Origin of the sequence: Curtobacterium sp. Arg-1 (assembly GCF_025643395.1) — a bacterium.
Classification (GTDB): domain Bacteria; phylum Actinomycetota; class Actinomycetes; order Actinomycetales; family Microbacteriaceae; genus Curtobacterium; species Curtobacterium poinsettiae.
On sequence record NZ_CP095731.1, the window covers coordinates 202,538 to 229,409 of the forward strand.

Here is a 26,872-nt window from a genome sequence, read left to right on the forward strand (position 1 = left end):
GCAGACCAAACACCGCGGATGCCCATGAACTCCGGCCTCCGCGCGACTTGCAAACGACCCGCCATCCAGAAGAGCCTCAGATCCCCGGTCAGACGGGGAGCTGAGGCTCTTCTGTTGTTCGGCGATGGACCCGGCGTGGTTCCGTTGTGACCAGCAGCAGCGAGTACGGCAGCGGTTCACGCAGGTGCCACTTCCGGTTCACGCGCCTGCGCCACGCTTCTGCTCTGTGTCACCGAATCGTGTGACCACGCTTCGAGTGGAGAGAACGCCATGCGCCGGTTCCTGATCGCTGTTCCGAGACGTCGGGCCCGCACGGTGATGGGGGTCCTGGCGGTGGCGTGCGCCGTGTCCTTGATCGCTCCGGCGGGCGCATCTGCGGCGACATCCCGGACCGCGCCGCGTCCAGGCGCCTACGGGTACTTCGTGGACACCTACAAGACGAACACCCCTGCCGCCACGACGCCGGAGACGAACGCCGCGACCGGGGTGCTGTCGCAGTTCGGCACCCTGTGGCGCCCGGGATCGTCCTGGGACAGCGGGGTCGCCACCAGCGCTGCAGCGCAGCGGATCCTGGACTCGAACATCGCGCAGGCAGCGCGGACCACGCAGACCCGGACGGATGCGCAGGGGCACGAGGCGTACCTGATCGACCGACGGAACCAGAGTTACTCGGCCATCGCGGGTTTCGGTGACCTGTCCGACGCGGTGCGGACCGCGACGAACGCGGGCACGACGATCCCCGACGAGATCCCGGCGGACGCCACGACGAAGCAGTACGCCGACCAGGGCAACGCGAAGGGCGCGTGGGCGGACACCGATTCGGAGCTCGGCGACGTCGTCCAGCTGGTGAACACGCTGCGGGGCGACTACTCCTCTGCCAGCAACGCGAAGAAGTACTACCAGTACCCGCGGCCGTACCGGCAGAGCCAGGACGTCAAGGTGCTGCCGCAGCTCGTCCCCGAGAAGTCCCCGACGCCCGCCACGGACGGCGGCTTCCCCAGCGGACACACCAACGCCGGCTACCTGGCATCTCTGGCCTTCGCGTACGCGTACCCGGAGAAGTACACCGAGCTCCTCACCAACGGCTCGGAGATCGGCAACAGTCGGATCGTCGCGGGGATGCACTCGCCGCTCGACGTCATGGGCGGACGGGTCCTGGCGACTGCGCTGGCAGCGGCCGTCCTGAACGACCCGGCCAACACGCAGCTCGAGCAGCAGGCGCACCAGCAGGCGGAGAAGGTCCTCGCCGCAGCCGGCCCGAGCGCGGTCGATCGGTACGCGGACTACGCAGCGGACAAGAAGGACTACCGCAAACGTCTGACGTACGGGTTCACGCGCACCGGCGCGAAGACGATCCCGGCCACGGTGCCGAAGGGTGCTGAAGCGCTCCTGCGGACCCGCCTGCCGTACCTCAGCGACGCCCAGATCCGTGAGGTGCTCCGGACGACCGCGCTGCCGTCGGGCTACCCCCTGCTGGACGACGCGGAAGGGTGGGGGCGCCTCGACCTCTTCTCGGCAGCGTCCGGCTACGGAGCGTTCGACAGCGCGGTGTCGGTGTCGATGAACGCCGCCGAGAAGGGCCTGGACGCCGCCGACACCTGGCGCAACAACATCGGCGGGAACGGGTCACTGACCAAGCGGGGTACCGGCAGCCTCGCCCTCGCCGGCTCGAACCGCTACACCGGCGGCACCGTCGTCCGCGGTGGGACGCTGAAGGCGGACTCCGCTACCGCGTTCGGGACGGGCTCGGTGACCACTGTCTCCGGCACGCTCGCCGATGCCAGCACCAGGGTGATCCGAATCGGCGGCAACCTGACGCAGCGCTCGCACGCTGCACTGTCGCTGAGCGTCTCCGGGTCCCGTCCAGCCATGCGCGTCGATGGCACGGCGTCGTTCGGCGGGACGCTGCGGGTGCACGTCGCCAAGGGCACGGCCGTGGCGAACGACGTGGTCCTGATCACGGCGGACCGGATCGCGAAGGGCTCGAGCTTCAGCAGGGTCCGCGTCGCCGGCCTGCCCGCCGGGTACAAGCCTGTGTTGGAGCGCCACGGCAACGAACTGCACCTCGTCAACGCCAACGCGACGAAGCACGGCCACGGCCGGGGCCACGGCGCCGCCTGAGACGGAGCGCGTCAGGCGACTCTCCGGGGCCGGTGGCCACGGCGGGCTGTGCTCAGTCCGCCCCGTCACCGAGGCCGAGCAGCAGCTTCCGGAGGAGCCCGGCCAGCTGCTGCTCCTCGTCGCTGCTCAGCGTGCCGAGGAGCTCCCGTTCGTTCTCGACGTGCCGGGCCAACGCTGCGTCCACCACCGTCAGCCCGTGATCGGTCAACGTGACCAGCACGCTGCGTCGGTTCGAGGGGTCGGTCTGCCGCGTGACGAAGCCCTTCGCGACGAGCCGGTTCAAGCGGTTCGTGACGGCCCCGGAGGTCACCATCGTCGAGGCGAGCATCTGTCCGACGGCCAGTCGGTGCGGTAATCCCGCACGTCGGAGGGTCGCGAGGAGGTTGAACTCGCCCGGCAGCAGGTCGTGCTCGGCGAGGACGGCACCGACCCTGCGGTCGAGGATCGCTTCGGCGCGCCCGATCCGCCCGATGACGGCCATCGCGCGGACGTCGAGGTCTGGTCGCTCCCGGCTCCACTGGGCCAGGACTCGATCGACGGCATCCTCCATCGGAGCACTCCTTCACGCTGAACTGTTTGACGCGAGCCTATCGGGGCCATAATGTCTCAACGTTGAGAAGTTCAGCCTGAAGGAAACACGGTGTGCAGATGACCGACCGCTCCCGATCCACGTCCGCGTCGGCCGGCATCACGCTCACCGCGGCCGTGGCGCCGATCGTCTGGGGATCCACCTACGTGGTCACCACGGAGCTCCTGCCCGCTGATCACCCGATGACGGCGAGCGTCCTGCGTGCACTCCCCGCCGGTCTGCTGCTGCTCGCGCTCCGGCCGGGAGTCCCACCGCGGGGCTGGCGCCTCCGGACGTTCGTGCTCGGCATGCTCAACATCGGGTGCTTCTTCCCGCTGCTGTTCGTCGCGGCCGACCGGTTGCCGGGAGGCCTGGCGGCCATCGTCGGTGCGCTCCAGCCGCTCGTCGTCGTGGCACTGACCGTGGCGCTGCGGTGGGGGCGGCCCGCGATCGCCCACGTGGTGTGGGGCGTCGTGGCCCTGGTGGGCGTCGCGCTCGTCTCCCTCAGCGGAGATGCGGTGTTCGACGTGCTCGGGCTCGGGGCGGCGGCGCTCGGGACGGTGTCCATGGCGTTGGGGCTCCTGCTCACTCGTCGGTGGGGCACCCCGGAGGGCACGCACCCCCTGACCTCGACCGCATGGCAACTCATCGCCGGGGGAGTGGTGATCGCCCCGCTCATCCCGTTCGTCGACAGCGGACCGTGGGAACCGACCGCCGCCGGGTACGTGGGGTACGCCTGGCTCACGCTGGTCGGTGGGGCCCTGGGCTACAGCGTCTGGTTCCGAGGCGCACGGGCGCTGCCGTCGGCCCGGATCGCGTTGCTGGGCGTCCTCAGCCCGTTGACCGCTGCGGTGCTCGGGTGGGTCGTCCTCGGCCAGGCGCTGTCGCCGCTGCAGATCGTCGGCTTCGTCGTCGCGCTCCTCGGCTCCCTCGGCGGGCAGCTCGGGCTTCCGAGCCGGGGCCCGCAGAGCGGGCGGCCACGAGGTCGCAGCACCGGGACCGGGGAAGACGACCTCGACGGCTACGTCGTGAGGATGTGATCGCGGTACCACTCCGCGTCGGTCGGCAGCGGCTGGAACGGCTCTGGCGCGGGGACACCCGCTGCTCGCCAGAACGCCGACCCGTCGAACCAGTTGTCGACTTCGAGCATCGAGCGCTGGTGATCGCTCAGGCGCGGCAGCGGTCCGCGCGGTTCGGCGGAGGTCAGGACGTGTTCCCGGACCCACTCCACGATGGCGCTGACCGGGATCGGCGTCGGCGCGTCCGCATGCAGGACCAGGGGCCCGATCGGCGTCGCGTGGGCGCTCGCCGCGATGCCGACGAGGCCTTCTGCGAGGTCACGCACCCCGACCGCGGACACGACTGCCTGCCAGGTCGAGGTCTCGTCGTTCGACCCTGCGGCGATGCGTGCGATCGTCGGCACCGCCCAGCGATCGCCAGCGCCCCAGACGATGTTCGGGCGGACGATGATCGCGCCGGCCTCGGCAAGGATCTGTTCGCCCTCCGCGCGAGCGCGGCTGACCGGCGACGACGTGTGCGGTGCAGCAGTGCCGGAGGCTCCACGATGCGGTCCGATCCCGGTGACCGCAGCCGTCGACACGGCGATGACGCGGTCCACGCCGGCGGCGCGTGAGGACCGTACGAGAACCCGGGTCGCATCGACGTTCGCTGCACGGATCGCCGCGGATGAGCCGGAAACCGCCGAGACGCAGTGCACGACCGCATCGACCCCCTCGAACGCTCGTCGTCGTCGACCTTCGTCATCGAACGTGGCATGATCCAACGCCATCGACTCGATCCCGCGCGCCCTGAGCGCCGAGACGACGTGCCGACCGATGAATCCCGTGCTGCCGGTGACGGCAACCCGTTTCGCGCCCGTCGGTCTGGTCGCTTCCCGACGGCCGTCGGCTACGATCGACATCAGATGAGCACCAGGACCGAGCCGACGCAGGAGCGGGCGCTGCAGACGCGGGCCGCTGTCGTCCGCGGTGCAGCCAAGGTGTTCGAGCGCCGAGGGTACGCGGGCGCTTCGCTCGACCAGATCGCGGACGAAGCCGGAGTGACCCGCGGCGCCATGTACTTCCACTTCCGCTCCAAGGAAGAGATCGCAGACGCGGTCATCGTGGAGCAGCACCGGGTCGCGCGAGTCGACGCAGAGGTGGCCATCGCGAAGGCGTCTTCGGCCTTCGAGGCCATGATCCGCATGTGCACCGGTCTTGCCCGCCAACTGGTCAGCGACGGGGTCGTCAGCGCTGGTATCCGCCTCACCACCGACGGCTCAGCGAGCTCGCTCTCCAACGTCGCGCCGTACCGTGACTGGATGGCGACGTTCGAGAACCTGATCGCCTTGGCCGTGGAGCAGGGCGATCTGCGGCCCGACATCGATCCCGTACGGCTTGCCCGTTTCGTCGTTCCGGCGTACACAGGGGTGCAGTTGGTGTCCGACACCCTGCACGATCGGCAGGACCTGTTCGAGCGCGTTCGTGAGATGTGGGAGATCCTGTTGCCCGGGATCGTCGTGCCCGAGCGATCGGACTCGTGCTCGGCAGTGCTCTCGCTCATCCGGCGCTGACCTCGACGAGCGCCGCCTCCGATGTTGCCCTCGATGCTGCGCGGCGCCCGATGATCGACGTCCGGATCTCCCCACCTTGCTCGAAGCGCACGAGCCAGTCATCGCGATGCCGCTCGACGACGATCACGCACGGCTCGTCCAACTCCACGACGGCGTCGAACACCGCATCGAGGCCGGCCAGCGCCGGACCCCCGTCAGCTCGGATCGCTTGACGGGCCGCTTCGATGAGGAGCATCCCTGGAACGTGATCGAGCGGATGATCGAAGAAGGCCGTCTCCGCGGTGTTGACGACGAGCATCGAGACTCCGGGTCGCGGAGTCGGGGCGATCACGTCGAGTGTGTCTCGCCCCGGACCAGAACCGTTGACGACCAGCGGTGCGGTGCGGCCCCGACGTGTCCTGCCGTAGGTCCGCTGATCGAGGATGCGCGCGCTGGCGTTCCCCCGGGCGACCTCACCGTCGGCGTCGCGAATCACGGCCTCGACGACGAACGACGCGAGCCCGCGCGCCGAGCGACGGAGTTCCGTCGCTCGGATGGTGACGGCGAGATCCGGCCCCACCTCGTTCATCACCCGGTTCACGGTGGCGACCTGCATGGCCCCCATCAGGAAGGCGTCCCCGACAGGGACTTCGTACTCGGTGTGCGCGAGGAAGATCGTGACCTGTCGGACCGTCTCCGCGACGAGGGAGACGTCGACGTCGGTAGATCTCCCGAAGAGGCGGTGGTTGCGGGGCCACTGGGCTCCTGCGATGAACGTGTCATCGCCCAGGGCGTGCGCTTCGGTGACGAGGACGTCGGACAGCGCCCGGCGATGGACGAGGCGCCCTGGCACGAGCTGTGCGTGGGTGAGGAGTGGTGCTTCTCCGACAGGCATGATGGCGTTCCGTTCTTCTGTGGCGCTCCGGACACGGGATGCGGGGTGCGAGTGCACGACGCCCGCGCCGGGTCCCACGGCGCGGGCGTCGACCGGCCGAGGTCAGCCGGGGGAGTCGAGTCGGTCCATCACTGCGTGACGACGACCGGGGCGGTCGACGTCGGGACGTTCCGGGTGCGTCGGATCGATCCGACGGCGAGCACAGCGACGCCGACCACGGCGAGACCAGCACCCGCCCAGAGGGGCGAGGTGAACCCGAGGCCAGCGCCGATGGTCGCGCCGCCCAGCCATGCGCCGATCGCGTTGCCGATGTTGAACCCGGCGATGTTCGTCCCGGAAGCGACCGTGGGAGCGTCCCCCGCGAAGGTCATCATGCGGACTTGCAGGCCCGGAGCGGTGGACAGTCCGACGGTGCCGAGGAGGAGCAGCAGCACGACGGTCGCGATGGCATTCGTCGCGGTGAGCGCGAAGACGACGAGCACGACGGTCAGTACGGCCAGGATCGCGATGAGCGACGGGTTGAGCGCCCGGTCGGCGAGCTTCCCGCCCACGAAGTTGCCGATGAAGGTTCCCACGCCGAACAGGACCAGGAGCCACGGGACGGCGCTCTGGGAGAAGCCGGTGACCTCGGTCAGGGTGAACGCGATGTAGGTGAACGCGCCGATGACGGCGCCGAACGCGAAGACACTCGCTGCCGCTGACACCCACACCTGCGGGCGTCGGTAGACGGCGAACTCAGTCCGGAGGCTGGAGCCGGTCGCACCCGGCGTGATGGGGACGAGTGCGCGGATGCCGACGAGTGCGATGACGCCGATGATCGTGATCGCCCAGAACGTCGACCGCCATCCGAGCTGCTGCCCGAGGAACGTACCGAGTGGCACGCCGAGCACGTTCGCTGCCGTGAGGCCAGCGAACATCAGGGAGATCGCGCCGGCCTTCTTGTTCGCCGGCACCATGTCCGCGGCGACGACGGCGCCGATGCCGAAGAACGCTCCGTGGCACAGCGCGGCGATGACCCGCCCGATGAGGAGCACGGAGTAGTCGGGTGCGATCGCGGACAGCAGGTTCCCGATGATGAAGAGCCCCATCAGTCCGATCAAGACCTTGCGGCGCTCGAGGCGGTAGACGAGCGCCGTGAGCGCGATTGCTCCGACTGCGACGCCGAGAGCGTAGCCGGAGACGAGGTAGCCAGCGACGGGCTCGGTGACCCCGGTGTCAGCTGCGACTTCCGGCAGGAGTCCGACGATGCCGAACTCGGTGAGGCCGATCCCGAACCCGCCGAGGGCGAGTGCGATGAGTCCGATGGGCATGATGCTTCCTTCCGATGGGTGGCAACAGCATTAAACAAGCCAATTGGCCGGTTTTGTCAATCTGAGCACCAATCGCTACTTCAACTGTACGAGTTCACAGAGATCTACCGTGGCTTTGTTTCATCGGCGTAACGCGGCGATGAACTCTCCCGACCTTTCTTGACAAACAAGCCGGTTGGCCGGTTTTGTTCATCTCGGCAGCCGGGGGCTGTCGTATCGCCGAAGAGGGAGAAGGCACATGACCATCGAGAGCACGTTGCCGCCAGCATCAGGTACCAACACGATTCGACCGGTCCCGCTCACGGCGCCGCCAGCGAGGCTCGTCGGCTTCTTCCCGGGGCTCGGCAGCCGATCCGCGTTCCGGGGCGCCGACCAGTTCGCGGCCTCGAGCGCTCCCGTCCGAGCGCTGCTCTCGGAGGCTGCTGCGGCGCTCCATGAACCGCGTGACGCTGACGGCATCCGCTTCGGCGTTTCGATGCCGACCGACCGCTTGCGGCGCCAGGGCCACATCGGTGCCGCTTTCCTGGCCCACAGCCTCGGTCTCGAGCGTCACCTCCGCGAGCGGGCCGCTGCCGCGCACGTCGAGATCGAGTTCACCGCGTACACCGGTGAGAGCTTCGGCATCCTCACTGCCGCAGTGGCGGCCGGTGCCCTGTCCGTGCGGGACGGCATCCGCATCTCGGAGGCCTTCACACCGCTGATGCTGCTCGCATCGGAACAGGACGCACCGCCGATCGAACAGGACGATGCCTTCATCGCAGGCCTTCGGCAGCATCTCCCGCGGTTCGCGCCCGGGGAGCGTCCGGTCCGAGAGCCCGCGCACGTGATCGCCCTGCACGGCGAACCCGAGCACTTGGCCGATCTGCTCGACCACCTGGATGCGACGGTGCCCGTCACCGACGTCGAGATCCACAAGCGCTACTCGTGGCGGCAGATGAACGCGTACGTGCGGACCGGGTACATGGAACGGTTCCGGCAGATGTTCGAACGATTCCCCTTCATCGAGACGGTCGAACTCAAGGAGCCGACGACCTTCCTGGCACACGCGTCGCGCATGCACGTGGTCCGCGATGCGCTGGCGAGCTGGATGACTCAGCAGGGCATCGTGTTCACGGATCCGCAGGTGCCACTGGTGGCCAACCACCGTGATGCACTGCTGCAGACCGCTGCCGAGGTGCGCGACGCCGTCCTGGCGATGACCGATCGCCCGATGAACTCAGAAGCGACCGTGGCGCGCATCCGCGCCATCGATGCCGACATGGTGTTGGAACTCGGGCCGGGCGGGAAATCCCTCGAACTGCTCGTCGCGAACGGTGCCGAGACCCCTTCGGCGCCCTGGACCGGAACCGCGGACGACGCAGGCTTGTTCGACGCGATCGATCTGTCCGGACGGCTTCGCGCAACGCTCCGTGATCTCCTGACGACGGGGGCGACGCCCGGACCCGTGGAGTTCGACCTCCTCCGCACGGCCTTCCGGACCGCGGCCGGGTCGAGGCTGCACGAACGGTGGATCCGGCGGGTCATCGGAACGGCCATGGACAGCCTCGCTGATCGGCCCCAACGCGACGACCTGATCGGCATCCGTCGGTTCCTCGAGGTGTTCGGCACCACCCATGCCCACCGTGAACACGTCGACGTGGCAGCCGGCGAGATCGTCATCCGTGCGCGCGTCAAGAAGTACCTCACGGGAAGCCCAGAGCAGCTCGGGCACGCTCGAACCGAGCTCGAGGTGCTCGACGCCGACGGGAACGTCTCCGTGCGGGACCTCGCCGCGCCGTCGCACGTCGAGTCGACCGTGTTCCACTTCGAGCACCAGGTCGACACGGGGCCGGAAGACCTCAGCCGAACGGTGCGGCGGCTGGTCCGGGCGCACCCACTCGCCGAACAGATCCACGCGCGTCTCGTGGGCGCCGTCGCACGACCCAAGGTGCTGGGCGACGGATCCGGCCCGGAGCCCGAGCCGATCGGCGCTGTCTGGCGCAACGCTGCCACGGCCCTCGTCGCCCACCGCTCGTCGCTGTTCGAACTCGTGCGGACGTACCGCCCAGCGCTCCTGGCGCAGACCGATCACCACCTGGCCGGCAGCGACAGGTGCGGATGGTTGGTCGCGCTCGCCGTTTCGGGTGCGGTGGACCCAGAGGACGTGGTGCCGTTGGTCGCTCGGTCCCTCCGCGGTGCGCGGAACCCGGATCGTGAGGACGTTCGTCACGACCTGGCGGAACTCGCCGACAAGATCGGGGACGCATCGATCTCGGTGCTCTCGCCCGAGGGCGTTCCGCTCACCACCCGGCGGGAGCTCATCGATGCGACCCGAGCCGTGCTCGTAGAAGGGGCACTCGACGTCCCCGAGCGTCGGATCCAGCTGAACGGTGTCTGCCTCGTCGTGTCCCTCGGTTCGACGCTGCCGAACCACCGTGTCCGTTCGGTCCCGCACCGCGCTGACGTCATCACCGTCCGGTCCCCTGGAGAGATCTGGCACCGTGGAGTCAACATCGACCTCGACGAGGCCGAGGAACGTTCGGCGCTGACCCGATCCCTGGAACACGAACACGTCCTCCGGTACGCGCAGCACCGCAAGATCCTCAGCAGCACCGTGAACGCCTACCTCGAACCTGGTGAGACCGTCGTCGGCTTCGGTGCGGGTGGCAGCGAATCGATGACGGTCTTCGTCGAGCGTGACGGCGCCCCCGGGCGTCGCGTCCGGAAGGTGTTGAGCGATGCGCTCAGCACGGTCAGCTGGGACCCGTCGGGAACCGGAGTGATGCTCCCGCCGTTCGCGAAGGCCCGCAAGCAAGCCGAGTACCTCCAGGCACTCCCGCTGGAGCTCCGACGGGTCTTCCCGACGGTCGGCAACATCACCTCACGCGAGCTCCCTGTTCCCGCGCACGTGGTCGCGGACACTGACGCCTTCCGCGAGGTGATCTACGAGATGACCTATGTCCCGGGGGAGGAAGTGAGCCGGTGGGTGGAGCGCACGAAGCCTCCCGTGGAAGTCGTCAGCCGTGTGTACGAGGCGGTCATCGGCGTTCTGCACCGCGATGTCCATTCGGTTCACCGAGCGCCGGCACCCGGGGGGACGCTCGAGGAGCAGTACTTCCGGAAGATCGAGGAACGGTTGGCGCTCTGTCGGCGCACGGCCCCGCACACGTTCGGTGCGGCGCTGCTGGACACCGAGCACGTGATCGTCGACGGGCAGCGCCTCCGGAACATCGGCCCGCTGCTGAACGCGCTCCGCTCCGACCCCGAGTACCTCGACGTCCTGGAGCCGCGTGTGCACGCGCTCGTCATGGGCGACACCAACACGGAGAACGTCAAGCTCGCCGACACGACACCGTTGCGTCGCGCGCAGGAACTCATCGAGCGTGGTGCTCCGCAGCCGGAGGTCGATGCTGCACTCGCCGCGATCACCGCGGACTCGATCGGGGTGATGTTCCTCGATCCGCGAGCCATCGGCTTCCGCAGCGACGGGGGTGAGACGCGCGACGACCCGATGTACGACAACAAGCCGTGGCACAACTCGATCGGGCACTACGACGAGATGCACTACGAGCAGTTCGACCTCGCGGTCGACGTTGCCGACGACGGCAGCCCGGTCGTGGACGTCCGCTTCCACGACGGCAACCCGTACCAGGTCGCCTACGCCGGGATGGCGAAGCGTTTCGCGCCGGTCATGGCCGCCGTGTACGGGGCGGACGCGCACGGCATGCCCGTGGTGCCGGACGACCCCTACTGGCTGGTGCGGTTCGTCTTCACGATGGGCACGCACTTCACGGCGATGCCACCGTTCCACTTCCTTTCCGAGGTCGACGGCACGCTCGTGGACTCACCGCTCAGTCAGCGTCGACCCATCGCCATCTACGTCGAAGGACTCAAGTGGCTCAACTGGGCAGTCGAGATGCTCGAGGGTTCGAGGACCGAGTTCCTCGGCATCCCGATGCCCGCACTGCCGTACTCGACCCCGAACGGAGACAACCGATGACCGAAACGTCGACGACGTCCACGCCGCGGACTGCGATCATCGATCTCCCGGTCGAGAGCCGCACCATCGCAACGCCGTGGAGTCGGATCGTGCGTGGCATCGGGCTCGGCCAGCGCCCCGTGCACTACGACCCCGCCGACGCCGCGAGGATCCGCCGGGTCTTCGCGCTGCTCCGGGAGCGAGTCCCGGCTGGTACCGGCTACACCGCGTTCGCCCACCACCTCGCTGACACGGTGCTCCGCGCGTCCGATCCGGGCGACCCAGCCGATGACCAGACCCTCGCTGCCGGTCTCCAGCGCGCGCTCGCCGCTGGTCGGAGCGAACGCAACCCGTACTACCGGTTGATGGCCGGGTGCATCACCATCGAGGCAGCAGCCAAGTGTGGCCTCGCCCGTCTGGTGCTCGGGCCGCGCGCACTGGTCCGGCCCAGGCCGGGGTTCGACGACGTCGCGGACGAGGTGTTGGCCATGATCGACGACGTCGAGCCCGACGGGATCGCCGACGAGAACGCCGGCAGACACGGCGACTACGAGCGCCTGTCCGCTTCGTCCGCGGTGTTCCTCGCCTTCTGGCACCTCGGCATCGGCGAACGGCTCGTCTCGCCGAGCCGGGACCACATCGAGGAAGCGCTGCAGCTCGTCGAAGGTGTCCCGTCGCCGTTCTTCCGAGGCCGCGGCGGCTCCGTCTTGCTGTCCGCGGTCACCCTGCTCGGGCACGCAGAACGGATCGACCCGCACATCGAGCGGGTGTTCGCGTACCTCGACCGAGCGGACGAGATCGGCAGCGAGCCGTCGTTCCCCAGCCCGATGTCGCCGGCGTTCCCGCGGGTGTACCCGCTGCTCACGATGCTCAACACGGTCGCCGTCTCCGGACACGATCGGCACGCGGCGGGCCGCTTCGAGCAGGCGCTCGCGTTGTTCGACGCTCTGCAACCCGCCGAACGGACGCACATGGGGTTGTACCTCCTGCTCGCGGCGCAGGGCGCTCGCCGACTCGACCAGGTCATCCCCGACCTCGACGGCTTCGTCACCGACCTCGTCGGGTCCTGGCAGACGATCGACCCCGGCGCGGACTACTTCCTGTCCGGGATCGCGTACTCGTACCTGGTGCAAACTGCCGACTTCACCGGTCGTCGCGACCTCGTCACGGACGAGATGCTCACCCGCATGGTGCAGGCGTTCACCGGACTCGAGGGCGACGCCGCTGGCCGCGCGAACCGGCCCTACCCGTTCTCGTACGCGCTCAACGTGCTCGCCGAGATCGGGGAGGTGCACCGGATGTTCGAGCCTGACGCGCACTACGACGGTTCCAGCCCGGTCGAGTGGGTGGTCGGGCGGATCTCGGAGGGTGGTGTGGACGAGGGCAACCGCCTGTTCATGCTGGACCACGCGTTGATCAACTGGGCGCTCCGCCAGCGTGGACTCGGAGGACCGCCGCGGGTCCCGGGGAGCGGGCGTTGGGCCGGCTGAGCGGGACCGGAACAGCACCGCCCCGAGCAGGTGTCGGGGCGAGCGCGACCGCCCGTCAGAACTGCCGGTTCGCCACATCCGCCCGGTGCGACACCGCCAGGACGTCCCGCAGCCGCTCCGCGGGCAACGGCGCTCCCTGATCGGCCAGGTAGTCCGCCGCGAACCCCTCGGAACTCGCCGCGTAGATCCCCGTGTACGCCCCGGACCCCGGCTCGAAGCGCCACGACTCGGCCAGGGTCCCGGCGTCCACGGTGTCGAACCCGAGCAGCTGCACGAGCTCGGCGACCAGGGCCTTGGCCTGGTCGTCGTCGCCCGCGATCGGCAACGCCGTGCGGGGCGTGGAGCCGGCGCGGAAGCGTCACGACTCTTCAGTAGCCTCCGCCGCGTCCGCCAGGTCCGTCCGCGTGTTCGCGTGGATCGGCTCGCTGTGCCCGAAGGTCTTCGCGGCGGCGCGCAGTCGCCCGACGAACTCCCGGTTGTCCATCTCGAGTTCGTCCTCTTCCGCGTCCGCGACGACGATCTCGCTCGCGGGCCCGATCAGGACCTTCGTGGTCGTCATGGTGCCGTCGTCGGCCACGGCCGGCACGTCGACGGTGTCGGCCCGGTCGCCTCCGGCGAGGGCCGCGGCGTACTCGATCACGGCGTCGGCGACGTCGTCACCGACCAGGATCGTGGTGGCGTCGTAGTGGATGTGCTTCATCGCGTACTCCTTCCCGGACCCATACAAACGCGGGGCGCGGGAACCGGCTTCAGGATGACCGCTGCGCGCGGTGGTCCGGGTCCGGGGACTCCAGGGCGTTCCACACGTCCGCCCAGACGAGCTCGAAGTCGACGGCGCTGATGCGGTCCGACCGGAGCGCCTGCTCCAGGATCGACAGGGCGTCGAGGGAGCCGGTGAGCAGGCGTTCGTCGCCGTGGACCTCGCGGCGGCCGTCGCCCAGGAACGTCGTCACGGTGACGGACCGCACCCGTGGGCGGAGCGCGCGGGTGGCACGGGCGAGGACCGCGAAGCCACCGCCGTAGACGAGCAGCGCGGTGGTCGTGCCGACGGCGGGGACCGAGACGGCGAGCACCAGGGCGGCGAGGGCGACGAGCGCCCCGACGGCCGGCCAGACGTGCCAGGCGCGCAGCAGCAGGCGCTCGCCGGTGTTCGTGCCGGGCGGGAACACGACCAGGGTCCGCGAGCTCCACAGCGTCCGGCCGACGGGCCGGATCGTGTACCGGCCCCACAGGTGGGTGCCGTCGAGCAGCCGGGTGCGGACCGGCAGCGCAGTCGTCATCGGTCGACCGGCGCGAGTTCGGTCCGGGCGGGCGCGAGTTCCGCGCGCACCGGCGCGAGTTCCGCCCGGACCGGTTCGACGACGTCGCGGTGCCGGACGGTCGCCAGGCACGGGAAGCAGACCAGGTCGCCTTCGCGGACGTCGGCGGGCAACGGAGCCGGGAGGCGGTGGAACGGACCGTCGGCCTGACCGTCACAGCGGGTGACGACGTACATCGGGGAGAGGGGAGCGGTGCTCCGGCGTCCGATCAGGCGCACCTGGTCGAGCACGGCGCAGGTCGGCAGGACCGCGTCCAGTTCCAGGAGCACCACGCCGGGGCGCGGTCGCCGCACGCGGGTGACCGACGCGACGGCGACGCTCACGTCGCGGGCCACCCAGCCGCGCGGCCGGTACCGGGGCGGGGACTGCTCGGCGGTGTGCACCGTCGGGGTGCCGGTGAGGTCGGCGAGCCGGACCATCGAGATGGCCGAGACGAGCAGGTCGTCGGTGGTCGCGACGGTGTGGGCCGGCCAGAGGGACGGGTCCATCGGATCGGGGAGCGACGCGCGGAGCGTCGGCATGATCGCAGTCAGTGTCACGACCACACGCTCTCGCGCGCTCGAACGGCGCGGAAGGGCTCCTGACGGAACCCCTACGGCCGGCGGCGGAGTCCTGACGGAGTGCTCACCGGCGGGTGGCCGAGCGCAGCGCTGCGGTCCACCCGAGGGAGATCACGCCGGCACCGATCAGGGTCTTCACCACGCCACCGAGGACGAACGGGTACAGCCCGTACTGCAGGGTCTGCTGCAGGTCGAGGCCGAGTGCCACCGCGAGCCACGCCATCCCGGCGGCGAAGGTGACGACGGTGCCCAGGGCGAAGGACAGCAGCGCATTCCGCAGCGGGCGGTCGCCGAAGCGCTCGGCGACCCAGCCGACCAGGGCCGCGGCGACGACGAAGCCGACGATGTACCCGCCCGAGGGACCGACGAGCACGCCGACCCCGGCCGAACCGTCCGCGAAGACCGGCAGCCCGACGACGCCGAGCAGCGCGTAGACGAGCATCGACATGGCACCGCGGCGAGCACCGAGGGCACTGCCGACGAGCAGCACGGCCAGGGTCTGCCCGGTGATCGGGACGGGCCAGATCGGGACGGACACCTGCGCGGCTCCGGCGGTCAGCAGTGCGCCACCGAGGACCAGGGCGGTGCTGACGACCGCGGTGCGGGGGAGCAGTGCGTCGGCGAGCGGACGGTGTGCGGCGGGGGTGATCGTGGTCATGGTGTTCCTCGCTGGGGGAAGAAGGAGGTCGGGGGAGAAGGGGTCAGACCGCGACGGCGGCCAGCAGGGACTCGGCGTCGCGTCGGGCCTCGGCCACCGCGGCGGCGTCGAGGCCGCAGGCGCGCAGGCAGGTCGCGACGAGGGCGTCGCGGTCGGCGTCCTGCACGGGCCCGGACCGGCGGAGCTGGATGACGGTCTCGGCGATCTGGATGAGCACGGCACCGAGGCGCGACGGGGAGACGCCGGATGCGACCTCTGCGGTGGCGGCGCGCGAGCCGAGGCGCCCGTAGGCCTCCTGCAGCTCCACGCGCTCGGCCCGGAAGCCGTCGTAGCGCTCGCCCTGCACCTCGGGCAGCAGGTACAGCGTGCCGATGTTGTGCGGCGTGCGGGCGAGGGTGTCCACGTCGGCGACGACCAGCGCGGCCAGGGCAGCGGCTGCCGAGGCCGACTCCGGCACGAGCTGCTCGAGGCCGCGGACCAGCTCGAGGCTCGGACGCACCGAGGTCGTGAGCAGCTCGACGAGCATGTCGTCCTTGCCGGCGAAGTGGTAGTACAGCGAGGCCTGCCGGATCCCGACCCGTTCAGCGATCGCCCGTGTCGAGGTCGCGCTGATGCCGTTCTCGACGAACAGCGCGGCGGCGGCGTCGAGGATCTGGTCGCGGGGGCTCAGCGCGGAGTCGGCGTTCGGCACGGCCCGAGGTCGGCCGGGGCGCACGGGCCGGTCGTCGGGGGTCATGCCCCCATCCTGGCAGCCGGCGTCCGTCACGACTGCTCCCGGTACGCGCGCCAGCCACCGTGGTGGGTGATGTCCTCGGCGCCCTCGACCGCGAACGGCTCGACCAGGAACCCGGTGACCTCGGTGCCGTCGTCGAGCGCCACGGTGCCGATCGCCATCGGCGACGGCAGGGCCGCGACGAAGGTGCCGAAGCCGGCGGCGGGCAGGCGCCAGACCTCCCCGACGATGCCGGAGCCCGGTGCAGCAGCGCCGGACGCGACCGGACCCACGCGGACCAGCCCGGGCTTGGGCGGCACCGTGTCGAGGGCGTACAGCCGGTAGTCGGACGCGGTGCGGGCCTCCCGGACGAACGATCCGCCGGACGCGACCAGCTGTCCGTTCAGCGGCTGATCGCGCAGGTGCGCCCCGACGACCAGCAGGTCGAGGGTCGGGGCGGCGAACGCGGCCGCCAACGCCGCCAGGCGGCGGTCGCTGAACGCCGGACCGGTGAGCATCACGCCGAACGGCAGCCCGTCGACGAAGCCGGCGGGTACGGCGAGCGAGGCCATGTCGAGCAGGTTCGCGAAGTTCGTGTACCGACCCATCCGGCTGTTCGCGCCGATCGGGTCGGTCGCGACCTGCTCGAGCGTCGGGTGCCACGTCGTCGTCGGGGTGAGCAGGGCGGTCGTGCCCTCGAGTGCGGCGCGACCCGCTGCCCCGAACGCGTCGAGTCGTTCCTGGTCGGCGAAGAGCTCCGCGGCGGTCGGTCGTGCACCGCCGAGCACGATCGCGGCGACCGACGGGTCGAGGTCGGCACCGACCTCGTCGCGGTGGGCCTCGATGTGGGCGCCGACGGCCGCGTACCGCTCGGCGACGAACGCGCCGTCGTAGAGCAGCGACGCGGCGTCGAGCAGGGGTGCGATGTCGACCTCGACCACCTGGTGTCCGAGCGTGCGGAACCGTTCGACGGCGGCGGCGAACGCCTCGGCCCAGCCGGGTGCGAGCCCCTCGAGCTGCGACGGCAGCGGTACCGCGATGCGCGGGACGGCGGGCAGGTCGGCGAGGGCCAGGTCGGGCCGTGCGAGCGGGTCGACGCCGTCCGGACCGGCCATCAGCTCGGCCGCCGTGCGCGCCAGGTCGAGCGATCGGGCGAACACCGTGACGCAGTCCTGCGAGCGGCAGGCGGGGACGACCCCGGTGTTCGGCACGAGCCCCTTCGTCGGCTTCACCCCGACCAGGTTGCCGAGCGCGGCGGGCACCCGGCCGGACCCGGCGGTGTCGGTGCCGAGCGCGAAGTCGACGATGCCCAGGGCGACCGCCGTGGCGGAACCGCTCGACGAGCCGCCGGAGATCCGCGTCGGGTCCCAGGCGTTCCGGACCGCGCCGAAGGGCGAGCGGGTGCCGACCAGGCCGGTGGCGAACTGGTCGAGGTTCGTCTTGCCGACGACGACGGCGCCGGCGGCACGGAGCCGGGCGACGGCGGTCGCGTCGGCGGCGGGGTCGTGGGCGTAGGAGCGGGCGGCGGCGGTCGTGGGCAGGCCGGCGACGTCGATGTTGTCCTTCACGGCGAACAGCAGGCCCGCCAGGGGCAGGGACGGGTCGACGGCGAGGGCCTCGGCCAGGACGTCGGTGCGGTCGCGCAGGGTGATCCAGACCTCGGGGCGGTCGACGGCGTCGATGCGGGCGAAGGCGTCGCGGACGCGGGCCGCGGCGGACGTCGTGGCGGCCGCGGCGGCGGTCCCGCTCACGCTGCCGCTCCGATCGCGGCGAGGACCTGCCCCGGCGCGACCTGGTCGCCCGGCTTGATGTACACCTCGAGCACGTGGCCCGGCACCGGTGCGTGCACCATCGACTCCATCTTCATCGCCTCCACGGCCAGCAGCTTCTGCCCCTCGTCCACGCGGTCACCCGGGCGGACGTCCACCTGCCACACGGTCGAGGTGAACGGGGCGTACACGGCGGTCGACCCCTCGGGCACGGTCACGGCGTCGGCCACCACGGCGGCCGGCTCGTCACGGACGTCGAACTCGCCCGACGCCCTCCACCGCTCCTTCTCCTCGCCGAACGCCTGCGCCTGCTGCGCCCGGAAGTCGGCGATGGACCCGGCGTTGTCGGCGAGGAACCGGTTGTACGACGCGATCGAGAACTCGCCCTCGACGGTCTCGAACGAGCCCCGCCCGGCGTCCGTCTCGGCCCGCAGCTCGAGCAGCTCGTCGGCACCGACCGGGTACCACTCGATCCGGTCGAAGAACCGCAGCGCCCACGGGTTCTCCTGGAACAGCCCGCCCCGGCGGAACCGGTTCCAGATCTGCACGGTGCGGCCGACGAACTGGTAGCCGCCAGGACCCTCCATGCCGTAGATGCACAGGTACGCGCCACCGATGCCGACGGAGTTCTCGGCGGTCCAGGTGCGGGCCGGGTTGTACTTCGTCGTGACCAGCCGGTGCCGGGGGTCGAGCGGGGTCGCGACCGGGGCGCCGAGGTACACGTCGCCGAGTCCGAGCACCAGGTAGCTCGCGTCGAACACGGTGCGGAAGACGTCGTCGACGCTCTCGAGCCCGTTGATCCGACGGATGAACTCGATGTTCCACGGCGTCCACGGGGCGTCGTTCCGGACGCCGTTCATGTACCGCTCGATCGCCAGGCGGGTGGCCGGGTCGTCCCACGACAGCGGCAGCTTGACGGTGCGCGACGGCACGACGAGCTGGTCGGTCGGCGGGATCTCGCCCTCGAGCTCGCGGAGCAGCCCCGCCACGTCGCGCGCCTTGAGCACGGACGCGTCGGTGTGCACCTGCAGCGAGCGGATGCCCGGCGTGATGTCGAGGATCCCCTTCGGCGTGTGCTCCTGCAGCTTCGTCATGAGCGCGTGCACGCGCATCCGCAGCGCGATGTCGAGGGTCATGTCGCCGTACTCGACGAGCACGTTGTCGTCGCCGTCGCGTCGGTACGCGACGCTCGGCCGCACGTCGGTCGCATCCAGGCGGGCGATCACGCCGTCGTCGCCGTCACCTCCGGTGCTGCCGTCGCTCCCGGTGCGCGGCACCGTCCTGGAGGCCCGGTGTGCGTCGAGCGCGGCGGCGTCGGCTTCGCGGACGGGGACGAACCGGACCGTGTCACCGGGTCGGAGCTGGCCCAGCTTCCACAGGTCGCCGCTGGCCACCACGGCGGGGCAGACGAAGCCGCCGAGCGACGGCCCGTCCGGCCCCAGGATGATCGGGGTGTCCCCGGTGAAGTCGATCGCACCGACCGCGTACGGGGTGTCGTGGATGTTCGACGGGTGCAGACCGGCCTCGCCGCCGTCGGTCCGCGCCCACTCGGGTCGGGGGCCGATGAGCCGGATGCCGGTGCGCGCCGAGTTGTGGTGCACGGCGTAGTCGGTGGCGTAGAAGACGTCGAGGTCGGCGCGGGTGAAGAAGTCCGGGGCCGCGTGCGGGCCTTCCGTGACGCCGATCTCCCACGCGTCGGTCAGGGCGGTGCGACGGTCGGCCGGGGTCGGCCCGCCCACCAGACCCAGACGGGTACCGGACGGGAACGCCGGGTGCGGGGCGTCCGAGTCCGGGGAGCCCGGGCGCAGGACGTCGCCGGCGAGCAGTGCCCGACCGGCGTGGCCACCGAAGCCACCGAGCGTGAAGGTCGCGGTCGACCCGAGGTACGTCGGCACGTCGAAGCCGCCGCGGACCGCCAGGTAGGTGCGGAGGCCCGGACCGGGGGCCGTGCCGATCGCCAGGGTCTGGCCGGCGCCGACCTCGACCGGCTCCCACAGCGCCACGGGTTCGCCGTCGAGGGTGACCGGGGCCGGTGCACCCGTGAGCGCGACCACCGAGGCGGCCGAGAACCGGAGCGTCGGGCCGGTGGCGGTGACCTCGAGCGCGGGGGCGCCGTCGGGGTTGCCCACCGCGCGGTTCGCCTCGGCGAAGGACGCCGCGTCGAACGGGCCGCTCGGCGGCACACCCACCTGCCAGTACCCGACCCGGCCGGGCAGGTCCTGGATCATCGTCATGGTGCCCGGCGCGACGACGTCGATGCGCGGGTCCGGGTCCTCGGTTGCGTCGAGCGTCGAGGTGGAGTGCGTGGCGGTGCGGAGCTCGAGGTCGTCGGTCAGCGCACGGAGGAGCCCGGCGTTCGTGACGATGCCGTCGATGCGGGTGGTCGCGAGCCCGTCGCGCAGCAGGTCGAGGGCGTCGTCGCGGGTCTCCCCGGTCGCGATCACCTTCGCGAGCATCGGGTCGTAGAACGCGGACACCTCGGAGCCGGTCTCGACCCAGCCGTCGACGCGGATGCCGGTGCGCTCGCCGGATGCGGTGGTCGCGCTCGGGAACACCGCCTGGGTGACGAGGCCGCTGGAGGGCAGCGAGCCCTTCGCGGGGTCCTCGGCGTAGACGCGGGCCTCGACGGCGTGGCCGTTCGGGGTCCAGGTGCGGTCGAACACGTCGGGGTCGATGCCGGCGGCACCGTCGCGGGCCAGGCGGAGCATGAGCTCGACGAGGTCGACGCCGAACACCTCCTCGGTGACCGGGTGCTCGACCTGCAGGCGGGTGTTCACCTCGAGGAACGACGCCTCTTCCCGCACCGGGTCGTAGACGAACTCGACGGTGCCGGCGCTGCGGTACCCGACGCTCTCGGCCAGGCGGCGGGCGGACGCGTGCAGCTCGGCGCGGACGTGCTCGGGCAGCGCCGGTGCCGGGGCCTCCTCGATGACCTTCTGGTTGCGGCGCTGCAGGGAGCAGTCGCGGTCGCCGATCACCGCGACGCGGCCCTCGCCGTCGCCGAAGAGCTGGACCTCGACGTGCCGGGCCGGCCGCACGAGCCGTTCGAGGAAGATGCCGGCCGACCCGAAGTTCGCGGTCGCCAGCCGGACGACGCTCGTGTAGGCCTCGCGGACCTCGTCGAGCGTCGAGCAGGCCTGCATGCCGATCCCGCCGCCACCCCCGGTGGCCTTGAGCATGACGGGCAGCCCGATGCGCTCGGCCTCGGTCACGGCGTCGTCGACGCTGGCGAGCAGCCCGGTGCCGGCGAGCATCGGGACCCCGGCGGCTGCGGCGAGCTCGCGGGCGGTGTGCTTCGCGCCGAACCGGACGATCTGGTCGGCGGTCGGTCCGACGAACCGGATGCCGGCGTCCTCGCAGGCGCGGGCGAACTCGGTGTTCTCGGACAGGAACCCGTAGCCGGGGTGCACGAGCCCGGCGCCGGTGTCCTTCGCCGCCTGCACCACGGCGTCGATGCGCAGGTACGAGTCGCGGGCGGGTGCGGGACCGAGCCGGACGGCGGTGTCGGCCTCGCGGACGTGGGGTGCCGCGCGGTCGGCGTCGGAGTAGACGGCGACGGTGCGCATGCCGAGTGCCTTGGCGGAGCGGATGATGCGGCGGGCGATCTCACCGCGGTTCGCGACGAGGACGGTGTCGGTGCTGAGGGCAGGGGTCTGGTTCACGGTGGCGGTCCCGGTGAGGTCGGGCGCGGCGGTCACGGCTGGACCACGATCATGCGCAGCGGTGTGCAGGAGAAGTCGTTGCAGGGGTTGTTCATCTGCGGGCAGTTCGAGACGACGACGAGCACGTCCCGCTCGGCCCGGATCGCGACCCGCTTGCCGGGGGCGCTCATGCCGTCGACGATCCCGAGGGCGCCGTCGGCCTCGACCGGCACGTTCATGAACCAGTTGAGGTTCGACACGATGTCGCGGGCACCGAGTCCGTGGCGGCCGGCCTCGGCCAGGAAGTTCTCGCGGCAGCCGTGCTGGTACCGGGTGTGGTGCCCGTACCGCAGGGTGTTCGACTCCTTCGAGCACGCGCCGCCGATGGTGTCCTGCCGGTCGATCTCGTTCGCGACGACGGTCATCAGCGGACGGCCCTCGTTCGACATCAGGACGGTGCCGGTCCGGACGTACGCGTTGCCCTGGGCGGCGAGGGTGTCCGGCACGCTGTACCGCTCGTCGGGGTCGTGGGCGTCGTAGAGCAGGCAGTCGGCGCTCTGGTTGCCGCCGACGTCGACGATGGTGAGCACCTGGCCGGCACGGACCACGGCGGACCACGGTGCGAGCGGGGCGACCCGGTCGTCGCGGACCACCGCGCCGGGCACCAGGGACTCGCTCCAGTCGAGGGCGACGTCCGGGTCGTGGACGGCCCCGACGGGGACGGTGGAGGTGCGGATGTGGGTGTGGGTCGTCGTACCGGTCATCACAGGCCTCGGGCTTCCGCGTAGTCGATCGAGTTCAGGTAGGCGCGGGTGAGCTCCGGCGTCGCGGTGAACCGTTCGTCGGCCGCGGTCGTCGGGGTCCCGCGCCAGGCGTGCACCCGGAGCGGTCCGACGACGTAGTCCGGTCGCGGGTCGATCGGGTGCGCGACGTTGGCGACCAGCACGAGCAGCGGCAGCTCGGCGACGAGCGTGACGTGGGTGCCCGCTCCGGCCGAGCCGGTGAAGGTCATCGCCCCCTCGTCGTCGATCCGTACGCCCTGGAAGAACGAGACGCTCGGTGGCAGGTCCCGCTTGGTGAGCCCGTGCTTGGCGGCGGCCTTCGCGAACAGCGACCGACCGCTCGGGGAGCGTCCCTCGGGTGCGGCGTCGCCGTACTTCCGTTCGTTCCACGCGTCGGTCGAGGTGCCGCAGAAGGCGTCGTGGTGCCCGGAGGTGTCCTCGAGCACGGTCGCCAGTGCCCGGCCGTCCCCGCTCAGCAGCGGCGACCCCTGGCCCAGGTACGCCTGCCACGGGATCTTCTGGGTGTCGGCGACGTTGAGCCGCTCCCACGGTTCGAGCGCGTTGCACACCAGGACGTTGGCGCAGGCGTCACCCGTCGGGTCGTCGAACCGCAGCCGTGACCCGCGGGCCAGCACCTTGTGCGTGTACCCGCCGGGTGCCACCGTCTCCGCCCACACGAGCTGCGCGGGGTCGACGCCCGCGGGGGCGAACGGCGACGACGACGCCGGCAGGTACGGCATGTACTCGGACTGCGAGCCGGCCTGGGCACGTGCGTCGGACCGGGAGGCGAGCACGCTGTCGGTCTGGTGGAGGTCGCGCATGGGGTTCCTTCCGGGTCAGGCTTCGACGGAGGCGGCAGCCGGGGCCTCGGCCACCGGGTTCGCGGCAGCCGCGGCTGCGGGGACGGGCACCGCCGCGGTGGTGGGGACCTCGGCCAGGGTGATCGGGCCGTGCACCCGGTGCCGCCAGCTCGACCACGCCCAGCCGACGAGCAGCACGCCGCCGATGAACAGCAGGGCGCTGTACTGCAGCCACCACGACGTGCCGGTCAGGTCGTAGATCTCCGGCCGGGGCCAGATGAGGTTGATCGCCATGCCGATCTGGAACGCCACGGCCAGGGCGTTGAGCGGGATGCCCCAGCGGCCGAGGGTGAACAGCGGCTTGCCGTCCTCGTCCACCCCGGTCGGCAGGCCCGTGCGACGGAGCGTGATGCGCTGGACCAGCAGCGGCCCGGTGACCCCGAGGTAGGCCAGGTAGAGCATCGCGATGCACAGGCTCGACAGGGCGGTGAAGATCGCGGACTGCCCGATGTTGACGGCGAGGGCCAGCCCGGCGCCGACCCCGACGACGATCGACGCGGCGATCGGGGTGCCGGTGCGGGGCGAGACCCGGGCGAGGGTGCGGTGGAAGGGCAGCGCCTTCTCGCGGGCCATCGAGTAGACCATCCGGGCGCCGGCGGTCTGCACGGCCAGGGTGCAGGCGAAGACCGCGACGGCGACGGTGCAGAGCAGCAGCCGACCGAAGACGTCGCCGAGGGTCGAGGTGATCACCCACGCCAGGCCCTGCGAGGCGAGCTTGCCGTCGGTCAGGCTCGGCGCGGCGACCAGGGCGCCGATGATGAGCAGCCCGCCGCCGAGGCCGGAGACCGTCAGCGCCCGGACGATCGTCTTCGGGGTGGTCCGGCGCGGGTTGTGGGTCTCCTCCGCGAGCTCACCGGCGGAGTCGAAGCCGACCATCACGTACGCGGCCATCAGCGAGGACGCCAGGAACGCCCACACGTAGGGCTCGGTGCTCGTCGAGCCGGCGGTCGTGAACACCACGGAGGCACTGCGGTGCGGCAGCAGGAACAGGGCGCCGATGAGCACGACCACGCCGACGATCTCGATGAGCACGCCGAAGCTCGTCACGCGGGCCATCAGCCGGACGCTCGTGATGTTCACGATCGTGGTCACGGTGAGCATCACCAGCCCGAGGACCACCGCGTTCGCCGCACCGGTCGGCGACGCGACGGACGGGTCGGCGCCCGGACCGCCGACGATCTGGAACCCGTCCCAGATCGCGGGGAGCACGGCCTGCACGGCGATGGCCGCCACCGCGACGGTGAGGATCTGGCCGATGATCATCGTCCAGCCGGTGAACCACCCGAACCGGGCTCCGGCCAGACGGCTCGACCACTGGAAGATCGCGCCCGAGATCGGCCAGCGGGCCGCGAGCTGCGCGAAGTTCAGCGCCACGAGCAGCTGGCCGCCGAAGACCAGCGGCCACGCCCAGAAGAACGCAGCACCGCCCAGCCCGAAGCCGAGTCCGAACAGCTGGAAGACCGTGGTGAGGATCGAGACGAAGGAGAAGCCCGCCGCGAAGGAGGAGAACGAGCCGACCCCGCGGTGGAGCTCCTGCTCGTAGCCGAGGCGGGCGAGCCCCTGCGTGTCGACGTCGGACGTGGCGCGCGGTGCGTGGAGCGGTGCTTGCGGAGAACGCATGACTGCAGACCTTTCGCGGAGTACCTGTCGGGTGACAGGTAGTGCGACAAGTGTCTTGCGGCCCTGTGTCGGCGCCGTTGCCCGTCTGTTTCGAGTGCGTGACGGGAAGCGGCGGCGTGTAAACGTTCCGAGTCGGCGGGCGGTTCAGCCGCCGCGGGGGATCACTCGATGTCGACGTCCCGCTTGCCCCGGCGGACGATGAGCGGGTCCGGCTTGCCGATCACGTCGGCGTCCTTGTCCGGGTAGTCGAACTGCGTCAGGAAGTACCGCATCGCGTTGAGCCGTGCGCGCTTCTTGTCGTTCGACCGCACGATCGTCCACGGCGCGTACCGCTTGCTCGTCCGGGTGAACATCGCCATCTTCGCCTCGGTGTAGTCCTCCCACCGGTCGAGCGACAGCAGGTCGATGTCGGACAGCTTCCACCGCCGCACCGGGTCGAGCTGCCGCATCGCGAACCGGGTCCGCTGCTCGCGCCGGGTCACCGAGAACCAGAACTTCGTCAGGTGGATGCCGGAGTCGACGAGCATCCGCTCGAACTGCGGCACCTGGGTCATGAAGGACTCGTACTCGTCGTCGTCGCAGAACCCCATCACCCGTTCGACGCCGGCACGGTTGTACCAGGAGCGGTCGAACAGGACCATCTCACCGGCGGCCGGCAGGTGCTGCACGTACCGCTGGAAGTACCACTCACCGCGCTCGCGCTCGGTCGGCTTGCTCAGCGCGACCACCCGCGAGGTCCGGGGGTTGAGGTGCTCCGTGAACCGCTTGATCGTGCCGCCCTTGCCCGCGGCGTCACGCCCCTCGAACAGCACGACGACCTTCTGCCCGGTGTCCTCGAGCCAGTACTGGCACTTCAGCAGCTCGATCTGCAGCAGGTACTTCTGGTACTCGTACTCGTCCCGCGGCAGGCGTTCCGAGTACGGGTAGTCGTCCTGCCAGGTCAGCACCGGGTTGCCGTGCGGGTCGATCAGGTCCGGGTCGGCCGTCTGGCCGCCCGCGACGCTGTACCCCTCGGTCCGCAGCTGTTCGATGTACTCCCGCAACGGCTGCGAGTACGGCGCTGTGTCCACGGTGTCCTCCCTCTGCGAGCCGATCGGCTGTCGGCCCCAGAACCATCCTGGCCCGGCCACCCGCACGACCGCCCCACGCCTCGCCCTGGACGCGACCCGACGACGGCCTGGAGGCGCGGTGCGGGCCCGCCCCGTGCCTCCCGTCCGCATGTGGTCCTTCACAGGCATGGCGGAGCCATGGCCGGCCGGTCACCCCGTGATGCAGACAGTCCCCGGGTCGGCGGATCGCCGTCCCGGGGACTGGTTGGAACTGCTCGGCGGATCACGCTGATCCGCCGCGTTCGTCAGGTCAGACGGCCGCGGTCGCCTCATCGCGGTGCGGGAGCTTCCAGCCCGGACGCACGAAGTGGCAGGTGTAGCCGTGCGGGTTCTTCTCGAGGTAGTCCTGGTGCTCGTCCTCGGCCTCCCAGAACGGGCCGGCCGCGGTGACCTCGGTGACGACCTTGCCGGGCCAGATGCCCGACGCATCGACGTCCGCGATGGTGTCGAGCGCGACCTGCTTTTGCTCGTCGGTCGTGTAGAAGACGGCCGAACGGTAGCTGCGACCGATGTCGTTGCCCTGGCGGTCCTTCGTCGACGGGTCGTGGATCTGGAAGAAGAACTCCAGCAGGTCCCGGTACGAGATCTGGGACGGGTCGAAGACGATCTCGACCGACTCGGCGTGGTCGCCGTGGTTGCGGTACGTCGCGTTCGCCAGGTCGCCGCCGGAGTAGCCGACGCGGGTGCTGACGATGCCGGGACGACGACGGAGGAGCTGCTGCGCTCCCCAGAAGCATCCGCCGGCGAGGATGGCGGTCTCGGTGGTGGTCATGGTGGCCTCCTGGGCTCTCGTGTCACTGGCTGCGACACCGTGTGGTGCAACCGGCAACAGGGACGATCTGTTCCCGTCGTCAGGTCCGCTGTGGGGCACGGCCCCACCCGGGTGTGCGGTCGGTACGACTCGACCCTACGAGTCCGTGCTCCGTGTCACCCCTGCGCTACGGTCAGG

23 protein-coding genes are annotated in these 26,872 nt (G+C 70.8%); 5 read left to right on the top strand and 18 right to left on the bottom strand.

Translation table 11 applies throughout. From position 1 onward, the window contains the following. Positions 1 to 423: 423 nt before the first annotated feature. On the top strand, positions 424 to 2,121 hold the full coding sequence (locus MXD64_RS00995; RefSeq protein WP_263136977.1) for an acid phosphatase: 1,698 nt from the start codon (positions 424 to 426) through the stop codon (positions 2,119 to 2,121). A 52-nt stretch (positions 2,122 to 2,173) separates the two neighbouring features. Here MXD64_RS00995 and MXD64_RS01000 read toward each other — a convergent pair whose 3' ends face one another. Next, positions 2,174 to 2,671 (bottom strand): MarR family winged helix-turn-helix transcriptional regulator, encoded by a 498-nt coding sequence (locus MXD64_RS01000; RefSeq protein ID WP_263136978.1) that lies wholly within the window; start codon positions 2,669 to 2,671, stop codon positions 2,174 to 2,176. 98 nt (positions 2,672 to 2,769) lie between these two features. Between MXD64_RS01000 and MXD64_RS01005 the strand changes: the two genes are divergently transcribed. Continuing rightward, the gene (locus MXD64_RS01005) at positions 2,770 to 3,729 is read left to right on the top strand and encodes an EamA family transporter (protein ID WP_263136979.1); all 960 of its coding nucleotides are present in this window, start codon (positions 2,770 to 2,772) and stop codon (positions 3,727 to 3,729) included. Here the strand turns inward: MXD64_RS01005 and MXD64_RS01010 are convergent. Beyond that, entirely contained in the window at positions 3,711 to 4,610 is a 900-nt protein-coding gene (locus MXD64_RS01010) for an NAD-dependent epimerase/dehydratase family protein (RefSeq protein ID WP_140449142.1), read from the bottom strand. The two genes, MXD64_RS01005 and MXD64_RS01010, sit on opposite strands and share 19 nt — an antisense overlap. A gap of 3 nt (positions 4,611 to 4,613) precedes the next feature. On the opposite strand from MXD64_RS01010, the gene MXD64_RS01015 reads away from it, so the two are divergent. Next, positions 4,614 to 5,261 carry a ScbR family autoregulator-binding transcription factor gene (locus tag MXD64_RS01015; RefSeq protein ID WP_042536957.1) on the top strand — a complete coding sequence of 216 codons (648 nt, stop codon included), beginning with the start codon at positions 4,614 to 4,616 and terminating at the stop codon, positions 5,259 to 5,261. Here MXD64_RS01015 and MXD64_RS01020 read toward each other — a convergent pair. From MXD64_RS01020 to MXD64_RS01030, 3 genes are all read right to left on the bottom strand, one after another. Beyond that, positions 5,248 to 6,093: a ScbA/BarX family gamma-butyrolactone biosynthesis protein gene (locus MXD64_RS01020; RefSeq protein WP_263136983.1), complete on the bottom strand. Its 846-nt coding sequence runs from the start codon at positions 6,091 to 6,093 to the stop codon at positions 5,248 to 5,250. The genes MXD64_RS01015 and MXD64_RS01020 overlap by 14 nt on opposite strands. A 170-nt stretch (positions 6,094 to 6,263) precedes the next feature. Then, entirely contained in the window at positions 6,264 to 7,445 is a 1,182-nt protein-coding gene (locus MXD64_RS01025; protein ID WP_056071581.1) for an MFS transporter, read from the bottom strand. Between the two features lie 268 nt (positions 7,446 to 7,713). Beyond that, a complete protein-coding gene (locus MXD64_RS01030) occupies positions 7,714 to 8,358 on the bottom strand; it encodes a hypothetical protein (protein ID WP_140449144.1) in 645 nt (214 codons plus the stop codon). On the opposite strand from MXD64_RS01030, the gene MXD64_RS01035 reads away from it, so the two are divergent. Further along, positions 8,332 to 11,424: an ACP S-malonyltransferase gene (locus MXD64_RS01035; RefSeq protein WP_140449145.1), complete on the top strand. Its 3,093-nt coding sequence runs from the start codon at positions 8,332 to 8,334 to the stop codon at positions 11,422 to 11,424. The genes MXD64_RS01030 and MXD64_RS01035 overlap by 27 nt on opposite strands. Then, entirely contained in the window at positions 11,421 to 12,893 is a 1,473-nt protein-coding gene (locus tag MXD64_RS01040; protein WP_042536961.1) for a hypothetical protein, read from the top strand. The genes MXD64_RS01035 and MXD64_RS01040 overlap by 4 nt, the downstream gene beginning before the upstream one ends. Before the next feature lie 55 nt (positions 12,894 to 12,948). Here the strand turns inward: MXD64_RS01040 and MXD64_RS01045 are convergent, their stop codons facing one another. The 13 genes from MXD64_RS01045 to msrA form a co-directional block, all read right to left on the bottom strand. After that, positions 12,949 to 13,218 carry a hypothetical protein gene (locus MXD64_RS01045; RefSeq protein WP_263136986.1) on the bottom strand — a complete coding sequence of 90 codons (270 nt, stop codon included), beginning with the start codon at positions 13,216 to 13,218 and terminating at the stop codon, positions 12,949 to 12,951. A 33-nt stretch (positions 13,219 to 13,251) separates the two neighbouring features. After that, positions 13,252 to 13,593, bottom strand: a complete 342-nt coding sequence (locus MXD64_RS01050; RefSeq protein ID WP_071249821.1) for a hypothetical protein — start codon at positions 13,591 to 13,593, stop codon at positions 13,252 to 13,254. Between the two features lie 49 nt (positions 13,594 to 13,642). Next, a complete protein-coding gene (locus MXD64_RS01055) occupies positions 13,643 to 14,173 on the bottom strand; it encodes a DUF6611 family protein (RefSeq protein ID WP_071249819.1) in 531 nt (176 codons plus the stop codon). Beyond that, positions 14,170 to 14,751, bottom strand: a complete 582-nt coding sequence (locus MXD64_RS01060) for a hypothetical protein (RefSeq protein WP_156463869.1) — start codon at positions 14,749 to 14,751, stop codon at positions 14,170 to 14,172. The genes MXD64_RS01055 and MXD64_RS01060 overlap by 4 nt, the downstream gene beginning before the upstream one ends. A gap of 85 nt (positions 14,752 to 14,836) precedes the next feature. Next, positions 14,837 to 15,430 carry a biotin transporter BioY gene (locus tag MXD64_RS01065; RefSeq protein WP_017887631.1) on the bottom strand — a complete coding sequence of 198 codons (594 nt, stop codon included), beginning with the start codon at positions 15,428 to 15,430 and terminating at the stop codon, positions 14,837 to 14,839. Between the two features lie 43 nt (positions 15,431 to 15,473). Beyond that, entirely contained in the window at positions 15,474 to 16,166 is a 693-nt protein-coding gene (locus MXD64_RS01070; protein ID WP_214518873.1) for a TetR/AcrR family transcriptional regulator, read from the bottom strand. 26 nt (positions 16,167 to 16,192) lie between these two features. Continuing rightward, a complete protein-coding gene (gene atzF / locus MXD64_RS01075; protein ID WP_214518874.1) occupies positions 16,193 to 17,893 on the bottom strand; it encodes an allophanate hydrolase in 1,701 nt (566 codons plus the stop codon). Continuing rightward, positions 17,890 to 21,609 carry an urea carboxylase gene (gene uca / locus MXD64_RS01080; protein ID WP_411512249.1) on the bottom strand — a complete coding sequence of 1,240 codons (3,720 nt, stop codon included), beginning with the start codon at positions 21,607 to 21,609 and terminating at the stop codon, positions 17,890 to 17,892. The genes atzF and uca overlap by 4 nt, the downstream gene beginning before the upstream one ends. Then, positions 21,606 to 22,316, bottom strand: a complete 711-nt coding sequence (locus tag MXD64_RS01085; protein WP_042536965.1) for an urea amidolyase associated protein UAAP2 — start codon at positions 22,314 to 22,316, stop codon at positions 21,606 to 21,608. Before MXD64_RS01085 ends, uca begins: the two co-directional genes overlap by 4 nt. Further along, positions 22,316 to 23,155 (bottom strand): urea amidolyase associated protein UAAP1, encoded by an 840-nt coding sequence (locus MXD64_RS01090; protein ID WP_042536968.1) that lies wholly within the window; start codon positions 23,153 to 23,155, stop codon positions 22,316 to 22,318. Before MXD64_RS01090 ends, MXD64_RS01085 begins: the two co-directional genes overlap by 1 nt. A gap of 15 nt (positions 23,156 to 23,170) precedes the next feature. Next, positions 23,171 to 24,814, bottom strand: coding sequence for an APC family permease (locus tag MXD64_RS01095; RefSeq protein ID WP_042536969.1), 1,644 nt, complete (start codon positions 24,812 to 24,814; stop codon positions 23,171 to 23,173). Positions 24,815 to 24,975: 161 nt separating this feature from the next. Beyond that, complete coding sequence (gene ppk2, locus MXD64_RS01100; RefSeq protein WP_017887624.1) at positions 24,976 to 25,884, bottom strand: polyphosphate kinase 2; 909 nt, start codon at positions 25,882 to 25,884, stop codon at positions 24,976 to 24,978. Between the two features lie 289 nt (positions 25,885 to 26,173). Further along, positions 26,174 to 26,695 (bottom strand): peptide-methionine (S)-S-oxide reductase MsrA, encoded by a 522-nt coding sequence (gene msrA, locus MXD64_RS01105; RefSeq protein ID WP_263136988.1) that lies wholly within the window; start codon positions 26,693 to 26,695, stop codon positions 26,174 to 26,176. Between the last annotated feature and the right edge of the window lie 177 nt (positions 26,696 to 26,872).